The 16,203-nt window shown below is 61.8% G+C and carries 17 protein-coding genes, 1 tRNA gene and 1 pseudogene; 15 read left to right on the forward strand and 4 right to left on the reverse strand.

All coding sequences use genetic code 11. The features are described from left to right. Nucleotides 1-22: 22 nt before the first annotated feature. The 3 genes from NKH13_RS01375 (at nucleotide 23) to NKH13_RS01385 (ending at nucleotide 975) form a co-directional block, all read left to right on the forward strand. Entirely contained in the window at nucleotides 23-406 is a 384-nt protein-coding gene (locus NKH13_RS01375; RefSeq protein WP_352910035.1) for a fimbrial protein, read from the forward strand. Beyond that, nucleotides 403-810 carry a VOC family protein gene (locus tag NKH13_RS01380; RefSeq protein WP_352910038.1) on the forward strand — a complete coding sequence of 136 codons (408 nt, stop codon included), beginning with the start codon at nucleotides 403-405 and terminating at the stop codon, nucleotides 808-810. The genes NKH13_RS01375 and NKH13_RS01380 overlap by 4 nt, the downstream gene beginning before the upstream one ends. Before the next feature lie 90 nt (nucleotides 811-900). Continuing rightward, nucleotides 901-975: transfer RNA gene (locus tag NKH13_RS01385), tRNA-Glu, on the forward strand. A 443-nt stretch (nucleotides 976-1,418) separates the two neighbouring features. Here NKH13_RS01385 and NKH13_RS01390 read toward each other — a convergent pair. Continuing rightward, nucleotides 1,419-2,485, reverse strand: a pseudogene (locus NKH13_RS01390) (adenylate/guanylate cyclase domain-containing protein). A 116-nt stretch (nucleotides 2,486-2,601) separates the two neighbouring features. Between NKH13_RS01390 and NKH13_RS01395 the strand changes: the two are divergent. The 4 genes from NKH13_RS01395 (at nucleotide 2,602) to tolA (ending at nucleotide 5,698) form a co-directional block, all read left to right on the forward strand. Beyond that, complete coding sequence (locus NKH13_RS01395) at nucleotides 2,602-3,042, forward strand: SRPBCC family protein (protein ID WP_023678521.1); 441 nt, start codon at nucleotides 2,602-2,604, stop codon at nucleotides 3,040-3,042. Between the two features lie 414 nt (nucleotides 3,043-3,456). Beyond that, nucleotides 3,457-4,038 carry a VOC family protein gene (locus NKH13_RS01400; protein WP_292655582.1) on the forward strand — a complete coding sequence of 194 codons (582 nt, stop codon included), beginning with the start codon at nucleotides 3,457-3,459 and terminating at the stop codon, nucleotides 4,036-4,038. Nucleotides 4,039-4,065: 27 nt separating this feature from the next. Continuing rightward, nucleotides 4,066-4,929, forward strand: coding sequence for a glutathione S-transferase family protein (locus NKH13_RS01405; protein ID WP_352714298.1), 864 nt, complete (start codon nucleotides 4,066-4,068; stop codon nucleotides 4,927-4,929). Between the two features lie 364 nt (nucleotides 4,930-5,293). After that, complete coding sequence (tolA, locus tag NKH13_RS01410) at nucleotides 5,294-5,698, forward strand: cell envelope integrity protein TolA (RefSeq protein WP_352489333.1); 405 nt, start codon at nucleotides 5,294-5,296, stop codon at nucleotides 5,696-5,698. 137 nt (nucleotides 5,699-5,835) lie between these two features. Here the strand turns inward: tolA and NKH13_RS01415 are convergent, their stop codons facing one another. Beyond that, nucleotides 5,836-6,051 (reverse strand): hypothetical protein, encoded by a 216-nt coding sequence (locus tag NKH13_RS01415; protein WP_352468942.1) that lies wholly within the window; start codon nucleotides 6,049-6,051, stop codon nucleotides 5,836-5,838. 333 nt (nucleotides 6,052-6,384) lie between these two features. On the opposite strand from NKH13_RS01415, the gene NKH13_RS01420 reads away from it, so the two are divergent. Continuing rightward, a complete protein-coding gene (locus tag NKH13_RS01420; RefSeq protein ID WP_352910042.1) occupies nucleotides 6,385-7,356 on the forward strand; it encodes a DUF2865 domain-containing protein in 972 nt (323 codons plus the stop codon). Nucleotides 7,357-7,438: 82 nt separating this feature from the next. Here the strand turns inward: NKH13_RS01420 and NKH13_RS01425 are convergent, their stop codons facing one another. After that, nucleotides 7,439-7,792: a hypothetical protein gene (locus NKH13_RS01425; RefSeq protein ID WP_352910045.1), complete on the reverse strand. Its 354-nt coding sequence runs from the start codon at nucleotides 7,790-7,792 to the stop codon at nucleotides 7,439-7,441. Nucleotides 7,793-8,387: 595 nt separating this feature from the next. Here NKH13_RS01425 and pstS point away from each other — a divergent pair. From pstS to phoB, 6 genes are read left to right on the forward strand one after another with little or no spacing between them, the layout of a single operon-like run. Further along, nucleotides 8,388-9,449, forward strand: coding sequence for a phosphate ABC transporter substrate-binding protein PstS (pstS, locus tag NKH13_RS01430; RefSeq protein ID WP_352517601.1), 1,062 nt, complete (start codon nucleotides 8,388-8,390; stop codon nucleotides 9,447-9,449). A gap of 59 nt (nucleotides 9,450-9,508) precedes the next feature. Continuing rightward, nucleotides 9,509-10,498: a phosphate ABC transporter permease subunit PstC gene (pstC, locus tag NKH13_RS01435; RefSeq protein WP_352451142.1), complete on the forward strand. Its 990-nt coding sequence runs from the start codon at nucleotides 9,509-9,511 to the stop codon at nucleotides 10,496-10,498. 3 nt (nucleotides 10,499-10,501) lie between these two features. Then, complete coding sequence (gene pstA, locus NKH13_RS01440; protein WP_023678532.1) at nucleotides 10,502-11,353, forward strand: phosphate ABC transporter permease PstA; 852 nt, start codon at nucleotides 10,502-10,504, stop codon at nucleotides 11,351-11,353. After that, nucleotides 11,350-12,153 carry a phosphate ABC transporter ATP-binding protein PstB gene (gene pstB / locus NKH13_RS01445; protein ID WP_292655560.1) on the forward strand — a complete coding sequence of 268 codons (804 nt, stop codon included), beginning with the start codon at nucleotides 11,350-11,352 and terminating at the stop codon, nucleotides 12,151-12,153. Before pstA ends, pstB begins: the two co-directional genes overlap by 4 nt. A gap of 32 nt (nucleotides 12,154-12,185) precedes the next feature. Further along, nucleotides 12,186-12,893, forward strand: coding sequence for a phosphate signaling complex protein PhoU (gene phoU, locus NKH13_RS01450; RefSeq protein WP_254816572.1), 708 nt, complete (start codon nucleotides 12,186-12,188; stop codon nucleotides 12,891-12,893). 16 nt (nucleotides 12,894-12,909) lie between these two features. Then, nucleotides 12,910-13,599: a phosphate regulon transcriptional regulator PhoB gene (phoB, locus tag NKH13_RS01455; protein ID WP_031212149.1), complete on the forward strand. Its 690-nt coding sequence runs from the start codon at nucleotides 12,910-12,912 to the stop codon at nucleotides 13,597-13,599. 9 nt (nucleotides 13,600-13,608) lie between these two features. Here the strand turns inward: phoB and NKH13_RS01460 are convergent, their stop codons facing one another. Next, nucleotides 13,609-14,853: an ROK family protein gene (locus NKH13_RS01460; RefSeq protein ID WP_352910050.1), complete on the reverse strand. Its 1,245-nt coding sequence runs from the start codon at nucleotides 14,851-14,853 to the stop codon at nucleotides 13,609-13,611. A 275-nt stretch (nucleotides 14,854-15,128) separates the two neighbouring features. Between NKH13_RS01460 and xylF the strand changes: the two genes are divergently transcribed. Then, nucleotides 15,129-16,169, forward strand: coding sequence for a D-xylose ABC transporter substrate-binding protein (xylF, locus tag NKH13_RS01465; RefSeq protein ID WP_292655550.1), 1,041 nt, complete (start codon nucleotides 15,129-15,131; stop codon nucleotides 16,167-16,169). The last annotated feature ends 34 nt before the right edge of the window (nucleotides 16,170-16,203 follow it).

A 16,203-nucleotide genomic window follows, 5' to 3' on the forward strand; every position in this document is an offset into this window, starting at 1 on the left:
AACAGTTCCGGAATCTGCTGCCATGGCCCGGCCGCTTGCCGACGAAGACGAGGAAAAGCCGCTCGACCCCGAGGTCGAAAAGGTGCGGAGGAAGCTCGTCCGCTTCGTCGCCATAAATCTCGGCCTGCTGTTCCTCGCCCTTATGGTGGTGATCGCGGCGCTTGTCTACAAAGCGCGCAACGCGCCGCCTGTCAGCCCTCCGCTGAGCAGCGACATCCAGGTGCCGGCAGGCGAGCCAGTCAACGGCGACATCGTGCTGCCGGTCGGCGCCAGGGTGATCAGTCAATCGCTCTCCGGCAATCACCTCTCGATCGACGCCGAGCTGGCCGACGGCAGCCGCGCCATCTTCGTCTATGACATCACCGAGCGCCGCATCATCGGCCGTTTTTCGATCAGGAACAAATGACCGGTTTTGCCGAACACCGCAGCATTGCCACCGTCGCGCTTATCGTCGCAAATTATGACGAGGCGATCTCGTGGTATGTCGACCGGCTGGGCTTTGTCCTCACCGAAGATGTCGATCTTGGCGGCGGCAAACGCTGGGTCACGATCACGCCGGGCAACGGGCAGGGCGAGCGGCTGCTTCTCGCCGAGGCGTCCGGCGATGCGCAAAGGCACGCCGTCGGCAACCAGACCGGCGGGCGAGTCTTTTTGTTCCTCGAAACCGACGATTTTGCCCGTGACCATGCGCTGATGCTCGAAAAGGGCGTCGAATTCCGTGAGGCGCCCCGGCACGAGACCTATGGCACTGTGGCGGTTTTCGCTGATCTCTATGGCAATCTCTGGGACCTGATCGAGTCAAAACGCTAGGCTTGCAGCGGATATTTCACCGGCGTGACAGGCTGCCTTAAGCCTAGTTGCTTTTTGCCAGCCGTCAGCCTATATCGCCGGTTCTTGAACGCGCCCATCGTCTAGCGGTCAGGACACCGCCCTCTCACGGCGGGAACAGGGGTTCGATTCCCCTTGGGCGTACCAAGTCTCTCCAAGCTCTCGGCAAACCATCAATCCGATCCATCGCCTTGGGTCGCGGCGGGTTTGGCTCATTGCCGCTCCTGGCGCAGCGGAGGGCAGTCGATGCCACGCGGGGAGGAGCCAGAGACAGAAACTACAATCGCAAGGCGTCCATCACGCTGGTCGGCACTGCCTGGAGCCGACCTGAGCTACAGCTGCCGGCGGCGGATCGTTTTGGCGAGCTCGGCGAAGGCGCCTCTCCCTCGAAGGGTGGATGCCGGGAATACTCGGCCCTTAGCACCGGCCAGCGAAGCTGCGCGCGACGCGCATGGCTGGGCTCTAAACGCGCCATACTCCAGTTGCAGTATTGTAGCTTCTTTGCCGTTCGAATTTCTCTCAGTCATGGCTTCGCACGATACCAAGATATGCTGCGAACGACACATCCACGGCGCGCTCAATCATTCGATCTATTCCGGCAAGCCGAAAAGTGTTTGCGCGCCTGCTATTCCTCCGAGCGGATGACTGCCCATGGCGATCATCGGCTCGGTAGTTTCTGCCTCGAACACTGTCGACGCGAGCACCGTCCGTCCCAACGGCTTGCACAGCCCTTCGATGCGGCTGACAAGATTTACAGCCTTGCCGATCGCGGTGAAGTCCAACCTGCCGGCAGTGCCGATATTCCCCCAGAGTATCTCGCCGACATGCAGACCAATGCCATATCCGAGCTCAGGGCCGCCATTGCGGCGCCGAGTTTGGTTGAGATGATCTATCCCGGCGCGCGTGGCCTTCACGGCGCGTACCGCAGCGTCACATGCGGCATTTGCATCGCGCTCGCCAATCGGGAAAATCGCGAGGACGCCATCACCTATAAACTTGAGAACCTCACCACCAAATGCGTGCACCGCGCCGGCGACGCAATCGAACCAGGCATCAAGTACCAAACGATCTCGTCTGCATCATGAACCTCGGATAGATCGGTGAAACCTCGAAGGTCCGCGCACAGAAGCGCAGCCCGTATCGTCTCTCCCTTTACTCGACGAGAATGACCGTTGAGCACATGTGCTGCACTGCGCTTTCCCAAATATGCTTCGAGCAATGCGCGTTTCGCGGACCGTTCTGCGAGTGCGGTCATCGGAGCCGCAGCAAACCGGGAGATTTGCCGCAGCAGCTCTGACTGCGCCTCATCTGGAGTATGATCGAACGCCCACACCAAAGTCGGTGCGACACCGCCCGCTCGCTCGTCGAACACGATCGCCCGCGTCGTGCCAAGCCACTCCCGCAGCACGAGCCGGGGATCGGCATTCTGGCGGTCGGCGCCTATCCCCAAAGCCTCGACCACTTCACCCCCAGGCGCTCGCCAGAGCCAGATGCGGCGTGAAATGATCGGGTCGGGAGCGTCCTGCGCCAGCGCGCCGGCGATGATCGGCAAGCCGTCTTCCATCAAATGCGTTGAGAGCTGCAATAGAAGTCGCCCACCGTCGCCAATATGCGCGGCGTCGTCCAGAAGGAATGAAAGCGAGTTTGCGAGAAGCATCGGTAGAAGGTCACTCGGCACCGGCTTATGCTTACGCCTCGAACATCTTCTTGCAACTCCCCACATTCGCTTCAATCATGCACGGCATTCGGAGTGGATGTGACCTGGAGTGAGCGATGGCGGAATCGGTTTACACAGAGATTGAGGTCGCCGCGCCACAAGCGACCGTGTTCGCGCTTTTGACGGATCCGGACCAGATCGTGCGATGGATCGGGACCGAAGCGAATTTGGATGCATCGCCGGGCGGTCTGTTCCTCGTCAATGTCGGTGGTCGCCATATGGCGCGCGGTGAGTTCACCGAGGTGATCCCGGTCCACCGTCTTGCCTACAGTTTTGGTTGGGAAGACAACGAGACCGTGCCGCCCGGCTCCAGCCATGTCGAGATCGACCTGATCGCGAGGGATGCGGGGACACTGATCCGCTTCACGCACAGCGGACTGCCGAACGCAAAGGAGCGTGACAGCCACCGAAGGGGATGGGAGCACTACCTCTCAAGGCTGAAGATCACTGCCGATGGGGGACATGTCGATCCCGACGTGCCGATGAAGAATATGTGATTTTCATCTAAGGGCCGCGGATGCTCGTAATCCGAACCAGGCGCGGCATGCGTCAACGAGGCCCCTTTGACCTGCCGTCGCCAAACCGGCCGCTCGGGAAACCCAGCGACCTGCGGGCTACCGCACCATTACAGCTGCCGGCGACGGATCGTTTCGGCGAGCTCGGCGAAGGCGTCCGCGATCCCGGTGCCGCTCTTGGTGCCTGCGTGGAGTTCTTGAAACTCAGCGCTTCTGGCGCAACGCCTCGGATTGAATTAGCATCCGTTCATCAAAGCTCCGGCCGCACTCCTGCAGGATGCGGAATGCGGAGCGCAGGCGAGGCCGGGCGTGGTCACATGCCGGGCGCTGATCCAAGCGCGACTGGGCATCCGAACTTCCGTTCGGCGGCAAGACGGCGTGGCCGGGAGGAAGGCAATGCAAAAACTGCAATCGCAAGGCGTCCATCACATCACGCTGGTCGGCGCCGGGCGCCAGACTTCCATCGATTTCTGGGAAGGCGTGCTCGGCATGCCCTTCATCTTCGAGCAGCCCAATCTCGACAAAGCCAGCGAAAGCCATCTCTATTTCGATCCGGGCGACGGCCGGCTGATCACCGTCTTCACCGACGAAAGCCGCACGCCGGTCAAGCGGCGCACGCCGACCGATACGGGCTGCGTCCATCACATCGCGTTTGCGGTGTCGCGCGTCACCTTTTTGCAGGCGGTCGCCCGGCTCGACGAGCGCGCCATCAAGCACAGCGGCGTCAAGGATCGCGGCTTCATGGACTCGATCTATTTCGAGGATCCGCTCGGCCTGCTGATTGAGCTCGCCTCCTACCGTTTCGAGCCGCCGGCGGGCTTCACCCATGCCGACGTGCTGATGCAGGCGCACAAGATCCGCCTCGCGCGCGGCGACTACAACATCGCCGAAGTGCACCTTGCCGATGCGATCCAAGCGCTTGTCGAGCGCTCGCGCGCAACCTTGTCGGAGGATCGCGCACCGAAAAATCCATACTGACGACACGCCAAACAAAGGGAGGACATAATGGCAAAGACAGCAACGAAGAGTGCGAAAAAGCCCGCCGCCAAGGCAGCCAAGCCAGGAGCGAAGCCGGCGGCCAAAGCTGCCGTCAAGTCAGCGGCGAAAGTGGCAAAGCCGGCGGCAAAGGTCTCCGCCAAAAAGGCCGCGAAGGCCAAGGCGAAACCGGCGAAAAAGCCGGCGCTGATGCTCAGCATGCTGAAGCCGAGCGTCAACAATATGAGCGTTCGGGTGTTTGCACGCGCCGCCGGGCTCGACCATTCCGAGACCGACGTATGGGGCCATACGCGCTCGCCCGAATATATGGCGCGAAACCCGGCCCATTTGACGCCGATGATCGAGGACAAGGGCCTGCCGAGAGGTGTCTTGTGGGAAAGCTGCGCCATCATGCAGTACCTCGCCAACAAGCACGGGCTGGAGAAACTATATCCCAAGGCGCCGGCCAAGCGGGCAATGATCGACAGTGCCATGTTCTACCTGATCGGGACGCTCTACCCCTACGTGGCGCGCGCCACTTATCCTGCACTGAATTTCCCGCAATATGCCGGCGAGGTCGGCCACAGCGACGCTCATCCCGACAAGAAGTCGGAAGCCCAAAAGGCCGCTATAGAAGCGATAGCCGAGCCGCTGGAGGTGTTTCACAGCTTCTTCAGGAACGGCAAGCCGTTCATCGGCGGCAAGAACCCGTCGATCGCCGACATCCGCCTGGCGGCGACGCTCGAATTCCTCGCCGTCATCGACTATGCGCTGCCCCAATGGGCAAAAGACTATATGGCGGCGATCGAGAAGAAGCTCGGCAAGGCCTATGCCGAGCCGGCCGGCGATGTACGCGGCTATATCGCCTATGTGCGGTCGCAGGCCAACGCCTGAGGCACCTGCAGGCCGGCGATTGTGCGCACGTTCTGCAGGAGCCGGTAATGATCTGGGGTAATTCTTTTTTGCTCTCCCCTGTTTGCACGATGTGGGGAGCTTAAGGTTTCGTTAACCGAAACCCTTTCTACTGGTATTTACCTCCAGCCCGCGACCACGGATGTACTGGCGCGGATGGAAAGCAAAGGTCGGCTACTCGCCGGCCTTTTGCTTGTTGCAGCCTGCCGAAGTTGCGGCTGACGGCGCTTCACGACGCCTGCATGGCTGATGAAGCGCGTTGCCGCCATCTTGTCATCGCCGATGTCGGCCCTACCATCGAAGTTAGTCACGTCCTCGAGGGCGGTTCAAGGACAGAGGCCCTGTCATGAAAAGCATTGCTGGAATGGTGGTGATTGCAGGCGCCATGCTGGCGGGTGCAGCCGGTCAATCGAATGCAGCGACGCTCAACACCATGCCCGAGGTCGGGGCTGCCATCCAGGCGTGCTGGACCCCGCCGGCGAATGCCGGGAATTCCACCGTCACCCTGAGCTTCAGCTTCAGGCGCAATGGCACGCTGATCGGCCGGCCCAAGCCGACCGCCATCCGCGTGGCCGGCGACGAGAAGGCACGGCAGGCTTTTGTCGATGCGGCGATTGCGGCCGTGGACCATTGCCTGCCGTTGAGCCTTTCACCGGCGCTGGCTGAAGGCATCCCGGGCAAGGTGTTCACTCTGCAATTCAACTCGCCCAAACAAAAACAGCCTGCAACGCGAGTGCAGGCTTCGCCTTGATCTTTTCCGACAACCGGATTCCACTTTTCGGGATCTAGTGCATGTCGCGCAAAAGTGTGCAGCGGTTTTGCGACAACGACATGCATAAAACAAGAACCTAAGCGCGTCGCATGAGGCCCGATCGATCGCGATGCGCTTTAGTGGCGGCTTCGTCTGGCCTCGACATGTCGCGCCAGTTCCGGCATCTCGAAGACATAGTCGCTCCAGGCCGATTCCGGTATCTGGCCGGCGAGATAGCACTCCAGCAAAAGCCTCTGCTCGTGGTCGAGTGGCCTCGGTGCGCGTTCATGGTCCAACCCAAGTGAATGGAACAGATTCCTGGTCAGGTCCGCGACAGTGAAGTGGATCGACATTTGCGGTCTCCTCCTTTGGCCGTTCAACGCCGAACTTGGGGCTAAGGTTTCAGCAACGGCCGGCCGGTAACGCCGGATTGATCGCGCTGCGGAACCAGCCGCGCGCATCAAACTTCGCCGTGGCGGGCGTCCGCCGGCGTTGCTGCCGGTTCGTCTCAATCTTGAAATAAAAATGTAATATTGAATTTACGTCAGTGGATATAATACACTAGAACTAAAGTCTCTGGCGGCGGCGTGGTCTACTTTAATTAGATAAAACTGATTTAGCCAGTACTTATCCATAGTCGACAAAGAAATCTTGTTCTTGGCGCAACAAGGATAATGGTCGTTCCAATGACACGCTTCTGGCCTCTCACGATTTTGATGCTGGTGTTGGCAATAGCCGTTGCGCTCGGTACGTCCTCCTCCTATGCGGATAGCTGCGGCGCCATCAGGAGCCAATTGCTTTCGGCGGGGCGCGGCGCCGGGACCAGCCCCGAGCTTGCCCAACTGCGCCGGCAACTCGCCGCGATTCAAAGGCTGGAGAGACAGCGCCGATGCACGGCGAAAACGGCCGGCTTCTTCTTCAACCCTTGCGCCGACCTGGTCGCCAGCAAGGCGGAGGTGCAACGGCAGATCGCCAGACTGTCGAATTCGGGCAGGGACACGTCCGGATTGAAGGCCAGGTTTGTCGCGCTGGGTTGCGCCGCCCCCGCTGCCAAGAAACAGCCGGCGCAGCAGCGCACAGCACCCAAAACCCAGTCCGCAGGCGCAACAATTGGCGGCAATCGGATGCTGTTTTGCGTTCGCTTGTCGGACGGATATTTCTTCCCCGCGCCAAAATCGCAGTTCGCCAAGAGCGACGATCTGAAGGAAACGGTCGATCAGTGCCGCTATATCTGCGACGATGCCGGCGTCGACCTCTATACGCTGAGCGACGCCACTCGCGAGACCGAAGAGATGATCGCGCTCGAGTCGGGAAAGCCCTATGTGGAGCTACCTGCCGCGTTCCGGTACCGCGACGACGCGAACTTCAAGGCCTGTGACGTCAAGCGCTATTACCGGCGCGTCGCCGAACTCAGGGCACGAACCGTGACACCGGCCAACATGACCAACGCCATCATTCCGTTGCCGACGGCAAAGCCGGATTTTGATGTCGTCGCGGAAATTCCTGAGTCCGGGATCGAAGCCGCCGGTGCCGCTCCCTCAGGGGCCAAAACGCCGGCTGCCGAGGTGCAAGGGGCTGCCCAGCATCAGTCGATCGAAAGGGCGATCGGAGCGCGGCCAGTGAGAGTGGTCGGCCCGGCCTTTTTCCCGGCGGACTGACCTAGGCGGGCGAAACGGCGAACGGCTGGCCGAATAGCCGCTTCAAGGCCTGGAGCCGTGCGCATCGACCGATATCGGCTGGTTATTCGCAGACCATGCGGGCCCGTTTGCCGGGCTCGCTGACATTCCTGCAGGTGAGCGGCTTCGCCGGCTGCGATGACAGCATGGGCGGATTGTTGGCGACCCTCCTCCGTGGCGCTGCAACGGAAGCTGCGCTCCTGCGCACCGCCGGCCTTTTCGGCGTTTGCGGCGCCACTGGAAAGACGTCGGTCTCCAACTGCGACTGTTCGGTTTGCGCCTGCGGCGAAGGCCGGTCCCAGAACCGGCGAACATCGAGCGGCTTGGGAATGATCACAGTGCCGTCATAGCTGCGCGCGCAGCCGCTTCCCAGAGGCAGCGCCAGGCACAGGAAGACAGGCAGAATCCGTCGAAACATCAGCAACACCCCTGCAAGCTTATAACGCTGCTTCGGCCTAACCGACAACCGGCGGAATAGTGCGGAGGGAGTAGATAGGGTGAAGTAGAAGTCGTCGCACTTCCAGTCGAAGCCCTGCTCGATTCGTCAACGCTTCCAGCGTAAAGCCATGGTGCGATCGCACCATACCAAAGCCGCGCTCAGTGGCGACAATGGGATATTCGAAGTTCCGCTCCTCCAGTTACGGGCGGGAGCAGCGACCGCCGGCAAGAAACAGGGTCAGATTTACCCCAACGGACCTGTTTCGGCGATGGCTCGGCCATGACACGTTCTGGCTGCATGCAACGCGCTCCCGTCCGGTTTTTTTCTTTTAAAGCCGGTTGCTGCGATCGCCGAGCAGACGATGCCGGCGGGAATTCACGCAAGCTGCTGATTCCAGCGGCAAACCGCGGCCCATGCCGACAAAGGCCGCGGCCGCTCCTTCTTAACCCGGCTGGACGACGTTACCGGAGCGACATGAAACTGTCATGCGACTGTAATAATCGGGGGCTATTGGCCTCAGCGGGCGCCGGAGGAATGGCGCCGAGAGACCATATTCCGAACAGGAGCAGGCCACATGAGACATTTCATCCGCTCGGCGGCCGTTGCGATTGCAATGGCTGCGGCGACGACCACCCTCACCCTGTCCGCCGCGCTCGCCGCGGACATCTCCGGCGCCGGCGCCACCTTCCCCTACCCGATCTATGCGAAGTGGGCCGACACCTACAAGAAAGACACAGGCGTTGGCCTTAACTACCAGTCGATCGGTTCCGGCGGCGGCATCAAGCAGATCAAGGCCAAGACCGTCACCTTCGGCGCTTCGGATGCGCCGCTCAAAGGCGAAGAGCTTGAAGCGTCCGGACTGGCTCAGTTCCCGATGGTGATGGGCGGCATCGTTCCCGTCGTCAACCTCGAAGGCATCAAGCCGGGCGAGTTGGTTCTCGACGGCCCGACGCTGGCCGACATCTTCCTCGGCAAGATCACGAGCTGGGATGACGAGGCGATCAAGAAGCTCAATCCCGACGTCAAGCTGCCTTCGCAAGCGATAGCGGTCGTTCACCGTTCCGATGGTTCGGGCACGACGTTCAACTTCACATACTACCTCGGCGACGTCAGCGCGGACTGGAAAGAAAAGGTCGGCGTCGACAAGGCCGTGGAATGGCCCGTTGGCATCGGCGCCAAGGGCAATGAGGGCGTTGCCAACAACGTCTCCCAGACCGGCGGCGCGATCGGCTATGTCGAATACGCCTATGCCAAGCAGAACAAGCTCACCCACACCGACATGATCAACAAGGACGGCAAGAAGGTCGAGCCTGCCGCGGCGGCGTTCTCGGCGGCAGCGGCCAATGCCGACTGGAGCTCGCAGCCGGGCTATGGCGTCATCCTCGCCAACGAGCCGGGCGCCGAGTCCTGGCCGATGACGGCGGCGACGTGGATACTCCTGTACAAGAAGCCGGACGACGCCGCGACCACCGCCGAAGCCCTTAAATTCTTCGCCTGGGCATATGACAAGGGCGACGAGATGGCCGGCGAGCTGGACTACGTTCCGATGCCCGACAAGGTGGTCGAGAGCGTCAAGGCCATGTGGGCCAAGGAAGTCGTCGGCAGCGACGGCAAGCCGCTCTACTCGGCTATGTAATGTCCTTCAGGGAGGGCGTCGACGGCGCCCTCCCTGTTGCCTTCAATCGCGAGGACCCAATGACCATCGCTTCCGATGCCATGCCATCATCTGCAGCAGCCCGGGCGAGGGAAGCTACGGTCCGGCGCTTCGCGCTCACAGATGCCATATTCCGCGGACTCACCCGCGCTTCCGCAATTCTGGTGCTGGTCATCCTCGGCGGTGTCGCGATCTCGCTGTTTGCCGGCTCATGGCAGGCGCTGTCGTCCTTCGGTTTTTCTTTCCTGACGACTGAGAGCTGGAATCCGGTCACGGAAAAATTTGGCGCACTGGCGCCGATCTACGGCACCCTGGTAACGGCGGCCATCGCCATCCTGATCGCGGTTCCGATCGGCATCGGCATTGCCGTGTTTCTCACCGAGCTCTGCCCGCGCCCGCTCAGGCGCCCGATCGGCATAGCGGTCGAGCTATTGGCCGGCATTCCGTCGATCATCTATGGTATCTGGGGCCTGTTCGTGTTCGCGCCGTTCCTGCAGACGACGATACAGCCCTTCATCATCAACATCTTCCACGGCGTGCCGGGACTATCCAGCCTTTTTGCCGGCCCTCCTTACGGCATCGGCCTTCTGACCTCGGCGCTGATCCTCGCCATCATGGTGTTGCCCTTCATCACCTCGATCACCAAGGACGTCTTCGATACAGTGCCGGCGGTGCTCAAGGAATCGGCCTACGGCATCGGTTGCACGACTTGGGAAGTGACCCGGCGCGTGGTCATTCCCTATACCCGCATCGGCATCATGGGCGGCGTCATGCTTGGCCTCGGCCGGGCGCTCGGCGAGACCATGGCGGTGACCTTCGTCATCGGCAACGCGCACCGCATCAGTGCCTCTCTGTTCGCGCCGGGCACGACGATCTCGGCGACCATCGCCAATGAATTCACGGAGGCCGACGGCGACCTCTACACCTCCTCGCTGGTTTCGCTCGGCCTGATCCTGTTCGTCATCACCTTCCTGATCCTTGCCGCCGCCCGCTATATGCTGATGCGGATCGACGCCCGTACGGGAGCCTGACCGATGTCGACATCCTCATCGCTCCACAGCCGCCGCAAAGCCAGGAATTCGGTGATGATGGCGCTTTGCGTCGTCGCCGCCGGCATCGGGCTTGCCTGGCTGGCGCTCATCCTCGGCGCGCTGGTCTATAAGGGTACGGCCGGGCTTTCGCTCGCGGTCTTCACCGAGATGACGCCACCACCCGGCGAGGCCGGCGGCCTGCTCAATGCCATCGCGGGCAGCCTGCTGATGACGATCATCGCCGTTGTCGTCGGCACGCCGATCGGCGTGCTGGCGGGAACCTACATGGCCGAGTATGGACGCTTTTCGCGCATCACCACCGTCGTCCGCTTCATCAACGACATCCTGTTGTCGGCGCCGTCGATCATCATCGGCTTGTTCGTCTATGAGCTGATGGTGCGGCCAATGGGACATTTCTCGGCCATTGCCGGCGCCGTGGCGCTTGCCATCCTGGTCATTCCGGTGGTCGTGCGCACCACTGAAGACATGCTCAACCTGGTACCGAACGCGTTGCGTGAAGCCGGTGCCGCGATCGGCGCGCCGCGCTGGGTGGTGATCCGTTCGGTCGCCTATCGCGCCGCATTGTCCGGCATCGTCACCGGTATATTGCTGGCGATAGCACGCATTTCCGGCGAGACGGCGCCGCTGCTCTTCACCGCGCTCAACAACCAGTTCTGGAGCAGCAATATCAACGCGCCGATGGCCAGCCTGCCGGTGACCATCTTCCAGTTCGCTCTCAGCCCTTACGAGGAATGGCAGCAGCTGGCGTGGACCGGCGCACTCATAATCACCCTGACGGTTCTGGGCTTGAGCATCCTCGCCCGCAGCCTTACCGGACGCAGAGAGGACAGATGACACAGATGTTGTCCCCGGACATGACGATGACCGAAACGGTCGCCGAGAAGACGAAGATCGAGGTCAAGAACCTCAACTTCTACTACGGCCAGAGCAAGGCGCTGAAGGACATTAGCCTGTCGCTGCCCGAGCGCAGTGTCACGGCCTTCATTGGGCCTTCGGGCTGCGGGAAATCGACGCTGCTGCGTGTGTTCAACCGCATCTATGAGCTCTACCCGAAACAGACAGCCGAGGGCCAGGTGCTGCTCGACGGCAAGAATATTCTCGACCGGTCGCAGGATCTCAATCTGCTGCGCACCAAGATCGGCATGGTGTTCCAGAAGCCGACGCCGTTCCCGATGTCGATCTACGAGAACATCGCCTTCGGCGTCAGGCTCTACGAGAATCTCGGCAAGTCCGAGATGGACGGCCGCGTCGAACAGGCGTTGAAGCGCGCCGCGCTGTGGAGCGAGGTCAAGGACAAGCTCAACGCCAGTGGCTTGAGCCTGTCCGGCGGCCAGCAGCAGCGGCTCTGTATCGCCCGCACCGTGGCCGTGAAGCCGGAAGTCATTCTGCTCGACGAACCGGCTTCGGCGCTCGACCCGTTGTCGACGGCCAAGATCGAGGAACTGATCGACGAATTGCAAGCCGACTACACGATCGTCATCGTCACTCACAACATGCAGCAGGCGGCGCGCGTGTCGCGCCAGACCGCCTTCATGTATCTGGGTGAGCTGGTCGAGTTCGACCGGACCGAGAAGATCTTCACGTCGCCCCGCGAGAAGCGCACGCAGGACTACATCACCGGCCGCTTCGGCTGAGCCGTTCCGATCATGCATATGAGGACAGGACCATGGGCGAACACACAGTCGCTTCTTTCGACGAGGATCTCGAGCAGATCAGCAAGCTGATCCGCGACATGGCCGACCTCGCCGGTTCGATGGTCGGCGGGGCGACCAAGGCCCTGTTGAATTCCGACAACGTGCTGGCGCAACGCGTCGTTTCCGACGACGCCATCATGGATGCGCGTCAACGCGAACTGGACGATCGCGCCATCACCCTGATCGCCAAACGCCAGCCGATGGCCCACGATCTTCGCCATGTCGTCGGAGCGATCCGTATGGCCGGCGACCTCGAACGCATCGGCGACCTTGCCAAGAACATCGCCAAGCGTGTGAGTGCGGTCGGCCTCAGCGTCACGCCGCGCGACCTGTCGCATTCCATCGACGCGATGGCGCAGCTGGTGCTCATCCAGGTGCAGGGCGTCATTGAGGAATATGCCGCAGGCGATGCGGCCGCGTTGGCCAAGCTGCGTGCCGCAGACGAGCGCATCGACGTCAAATACACGTCCGTGTTCCGCGAGCTGTTGACCTACATGATGGAAGATCCGCGCAACATCACCGCTTGCACGCATCTGCTGTTCTGCGCCAAGAATCTGGAGCGGATCGGCGACCATGTCACCAACATCGCCGAAAATGCGTATTATGTGCTGACCGGCGAGCAATTGCCGGTCAATCGTCCGAAGCAGGACGAAACGACAATGTCCGCGCCGGTGACATGATGGGGGTGCCCAGCCGATGATCGCACCACGCATAATGGTGGTGGAGGACGAGGAGCCGTTGGGTGTGCTGCTCCGCTACAATCTCGAATCCGAAGGCTACCAGGTCGAGGTGGTGACACGCGGCGACGAAGCCGAGATCCGTTTGCAGGAGAATGTGCCCGATCTTCTGGTGCTCGACTGGATGATACCAGCGGTTTCCGGCATCGAGCTCTGCCGCCGGTTGCGGGTGCGCCCCGAAACCGAGCGGCTGCCGATCATCATGCTGACCGCGCGCGGCGAGGAGAGCGACCGGGTGCGCGGTCTTTCGACCGGCGCCGACGACTATCTGGTCAAACCATTTTCGACACCGGAATTCATGGCCAGGGTCAAGGCGCTGCTGCGGCGCGCCAAGCCGGAAGTGTTGTCAAGCGTGCTGAAGGTCGGCGACATCGTGCTCGATCGCGAATCGCACAGGGTCTATCGCAAGAAGAGCGAAATCAGGCTCGGGCCGACCGAATTCCGGTTGCTCGAGTTCATGATGCGGCATCCGGGCCGCGTCTTCTCGCGCAGCCAGTTGCTCGATAATGTCTGGGGCGAGACGATCTATATCGACGAACGCACCGTCGACGTGCATGTCGGCCGGCTGCGCAAAGCCGTCAACAACGGCCGCATGCCTGATGTCATCCGCACCATCCGCGGTGCCGGCTACGCGATCAGGGAAGATTGATCCGCCGGGTCAGGCCACGTTCTTTCTGACGCGGGGCCTCATTTGCGCGCCCGGCGCGAAAATCTCCTGGTCGACGAAGCTTAACGCCCGCATCGCACAGCCTTCGCGGATCAGCGGCAATTCGTTCGGCTCGGTATCGAAGGAGATCGAACCCGAATGCTGGCCGCCGGCGGTCTGGGCGATGGCCTGGCGCAAGGCCGGCTCGATCAGATCGAAGGCGGCGGCACTGGCGCCGACCATCGCGACCGGTGCCGGATCGATCAGCGCGAACAGCGAGCCGAGACCGAAACCCAGCGCCTCGCCGGCCTTGCGGTAGGCCTCGCGTTCCGGCCCATCCTTCTCGCGCGCCCGGGCCGCCAGCGCGCGCATGTCGGCGTCGCTGACGTCGGCGATGGGTTCGCTGTCTTCGCTCATCTGCCTGGCGTTGCGCCAGATGGCGTAGTTGCCGGCATAGGCCTCGATGCAGCCGCGCCGCCCGCATCGGCAGAGCGCGCCGCCCGGACGATGGATCATGTGGCCAAACTCGCCGCCGGAGGAATGCGTGCCGGTGAACAGCTCGCCCTTCAACACCAGCCCCATGCCGATGCCGTGCGAAAGCAGGATGGCGATGAAGTCGTCGCGATAGCGATCCGGATCGCGCCAGCGCAAAGCCACCGCCATCATATTGCAGTCGTTCTCCACCGTGGCCGGGATGCCGAATTGATCTTCCAGCATATCGGCAAAGGCGATGTCCGTCTGCGGCGTGATCGGCGACCACAGCATGGCGCGTGCAGGGGAGTCGGTAATGCCCTGAATCGCCAGGGCGATGCGGGCGACACTGCGGACGTCAAGGTCTGGATCCTCCAGCCGGCGCCGGACGACGGCCATGCATTCGCGGATCAGCTCGTCGCGCGGCATGGTCAGCGTGTCCAGCCGGCGCTGTTCCTCGGCTACGACGTGTCCCGCATAGTCGATGATGGCGGCCGACAGGAAATTGAGCGACAACACCACGGTCAGCACCGCCGCCGCTTCCGGGTTGAGGGCGAGGCCGACCTGCGGACGACCGCGTTTCAACGAAACGGGCTCGCTTGCCTTGCTCTCGGCGAGGATGCCTTCCCGTATCAGGTCGGAGGAGATCGCCGATATGGTCGAATGGCTGAGGCCGGTGGCTGCGGCGATCTCCGTACGCGATGGCTGGCCAACCCGGCGGACTGCCGAGATCACCATCGCCCGGTTGCGCCGGCGCAAATCGTCATGGCGGATTCCGACCGACATCGTTTTGCTTTCCTCCCGGTTGCCGCGGCCGCTCATGAACCGGAAGCCGTCGGTAATGTCCGACAAATAGTGTCGGATGCAGGCAAATAGTGTCAGATGCAGGTGGCGCTGTCATCGTTTATTCCGACGCTCGAAAAAACTCTCAGACTCATCAAAATCCATCAGAATCGATGTTGACAGCAGCCGGAGATCGGGCCAGTATTTTTTCGAGGCTCGAAAAAATTAGCTGGTCTTTGGGCCAATGGTCACGCCGTACGCGGCGCAGGGAGGATATGATGAAGAAATTCACGACCGCCATTCTGGCGGGTGTCGCCATGACGCTGGCGCTGGCGTCGGTGGCGCAGGCTAAAGACAAGGTCATCGGCGTTTCCTGGTCGAACTTCCAGGAAGAGCGCTGGAAGACCGACGAGGCCGCAATGAAGGCGGCCATCGAGGCCGCCGGCGACAAGTATATTTCCGCCGACGCACAGTCCAACCCCGGCAAGCAGCTCACCGACGTCGAGAGCCTGATCTCGCAGGGCGCCAACGCACTGATCATCCTGGCGCAGGACGCCTCGGCCATCGGGCCGGCCGTGCAAAAGGCGCTGGACGAAGGTATTCCGGTTGTCGGCTACGACCGGCTGATCGAGAACAAGGACGTCTTCTACCTGACCTTCGACAACAAGGAAGTCGGCCGCATGCAGGCCCGCGAAGTGTTCAAGGTGAAACCGGAAGGCAACTACGTCTTCATCAAGGGCTCGGGCGCCGATCCGAATGCCGATTTCCTGTTTGCCGGTTCGATGGAAGTACTGAAGGACGCAATAGACAGCGGCAAGATCAAGAATGTCGGCGAGGCCTATACCGACGGCTGGCTGCCGGCCAACGCCCAGAAGAACATGGAACAGTTCCTGACCGCGAACGACAACAAGGTCGATGCAGTGGTCGCGGCCAATGACGGTACTGCCGGCGGCGTCGTCGCCGCATTGACGGCGCAAGGGCTGGCCGGATCTGTTCCGGTTTCGGGCCAGGACGGCGACCACGCCGCGCTGAACCGCATCGCGCTCGGCACGCAGACCGTGTCGGTGTGGAAGGATGCGCGCGAGCTCGGCAAGAACGCCGCCGAGATCGCCTCGCAACTGGCCGACGGCAAGCAGATGACCGACATTGCCGGCGTGAAGGATTTCACCACGCCCGGCGGCAACACCGTAAAATCCCTGTTCCTGACCCCGGTCGCCATCACCAAAGATAACCTCAACGTCGTCATCGATGCCGGCTGGATCAAGAAAGAAGAGGTCTGCGCGGGTGTGGCGGCGGGCACTGTTGCGGTCTGCAACTGACCCGACGTTTCCGAGAAGTCCGAACGCCGCGGCC

The organism is Mesorhizobium sp. M1348, from assembly GCF_040317925.1.
GTDB lineage: Bacteria > Pseudomonadota > Alphaproteobacteria > Rhizobiales > Rhizobiaceae > Mesorhizobium.

Bases quoted from the DNA above. Each gene is read 5' to 3' on its own strand.
- NKH13_RS01375 (WP_352910035.1), top strand. From the start codon at position 23: ATGGCCCGGCCGCTTGCCGACGAAGACGAGGAAAAGCCGCTCGACCCC.
- NKH13_RS01380 (WP_352910038.1), top strand. From the start codon at position 403: ATGACCGGTTTTGCCGAACACCGCAGCATTGCCACCGTCGCGCTTATC.
- NKH13_RS01395 (WP_023678521.1), top strand. From the start codon at position 2,602: ATGGCGGAATCGGTTTACACAGAGATTGAGGTCGCCGCGCCACAAGCG.
- NKH13_RS01400 (WP_292655582.1), top strand. From the start codon at position 3,457: ATGCAAAAACTGCAATCGCAAGGCGTCCATCACATCACGCTGGTCGGC.
- NKH13_RS01405 (WP_352714298.1), top strand. From the start codon at position 4,066: ATGGCAAAGACAGCAACGAAGAGTGCGAAAAAGCCCGCCGCCAAGGCA.
- tolA (WP_352489333.1), top strand. From the start codon at position 5,294: ATGAAAAGCATTGCTGGAATGGTGGTGATTGCAGGCGCCATGCTGGCG.
- NKH13_RS01415 (WP_352468942.1), bottom strand. From the start codon at position 6,051: ATGTCGATCCACTTCACTGTCGCGGACCTGACCAGGAATCTGTTCCAT.
- NKH13_RS01420 (WP_352910042.1), top strand. From the start codon at position 6,385: ATGACACGCTTCTGGCCTCTCACGATTTTGATGCTGGTGTTGGCAATA.
- NKH13_RS01425 (WP_352910045.1), bottom strand. From the start codon at position 7,792: ATGTTTCGACGGATTCTGCCTGTCTTCCTGTGCCTGGCGCTGCCTCTG.
- pstS (WP_352517601.1), top strand. From the start codon at position 8,388: ATGAGACATTTCATCCGCTCGGCGGCCGTTGCGATTGCAATGGCTGCG.
- pstC (WP_352451142.1), top strand. From the start codon at position 9,509: ATGACCATCGCTTCCGATGCCATGCCATCATCTGCAGCAGCCCGGGCG.
- pstA (WP_023678532.1), top strand. From the start codon at position 10,502: ATGTCGACATCCTCATCGCTCCACAGCCGCCGCAAAGCCAGGAATTCG.
- pstB (WP_292655560.1), top strand. From the start codon at position 11,350: ATGACACAGATGTTGTCCCCGGACATGACGATGACCGAAACGGTCGCC.
- phoU (WP_254816572.1), top strand. From the start codon at position 12,186: ATGGGCGAACACACAGTCGCTTCTTTCGACGAGGATCTCGAGCAGATC.
- phoB (WP_031212149.1), top strand. From the start codon at position 12,910: ATGATCGCACCACGCATAATGGTGGTGGAGGACGAGGAGCCGTTGGGT.
- NKH13_RS01460 (WP_352910050.1), bottom strand. From the start codon at position 14,853: ATGTCGGTCGGAATCCGCCATGACGATTTGCGCCGGCGCAACCGGGCG.
- xylF (WP_292655550.1), top strand. From the start codon at position 15,129: ATGAAGAAATTCACGACCGCCATTCTGGCGGGTGTCGCCATGACGCTG.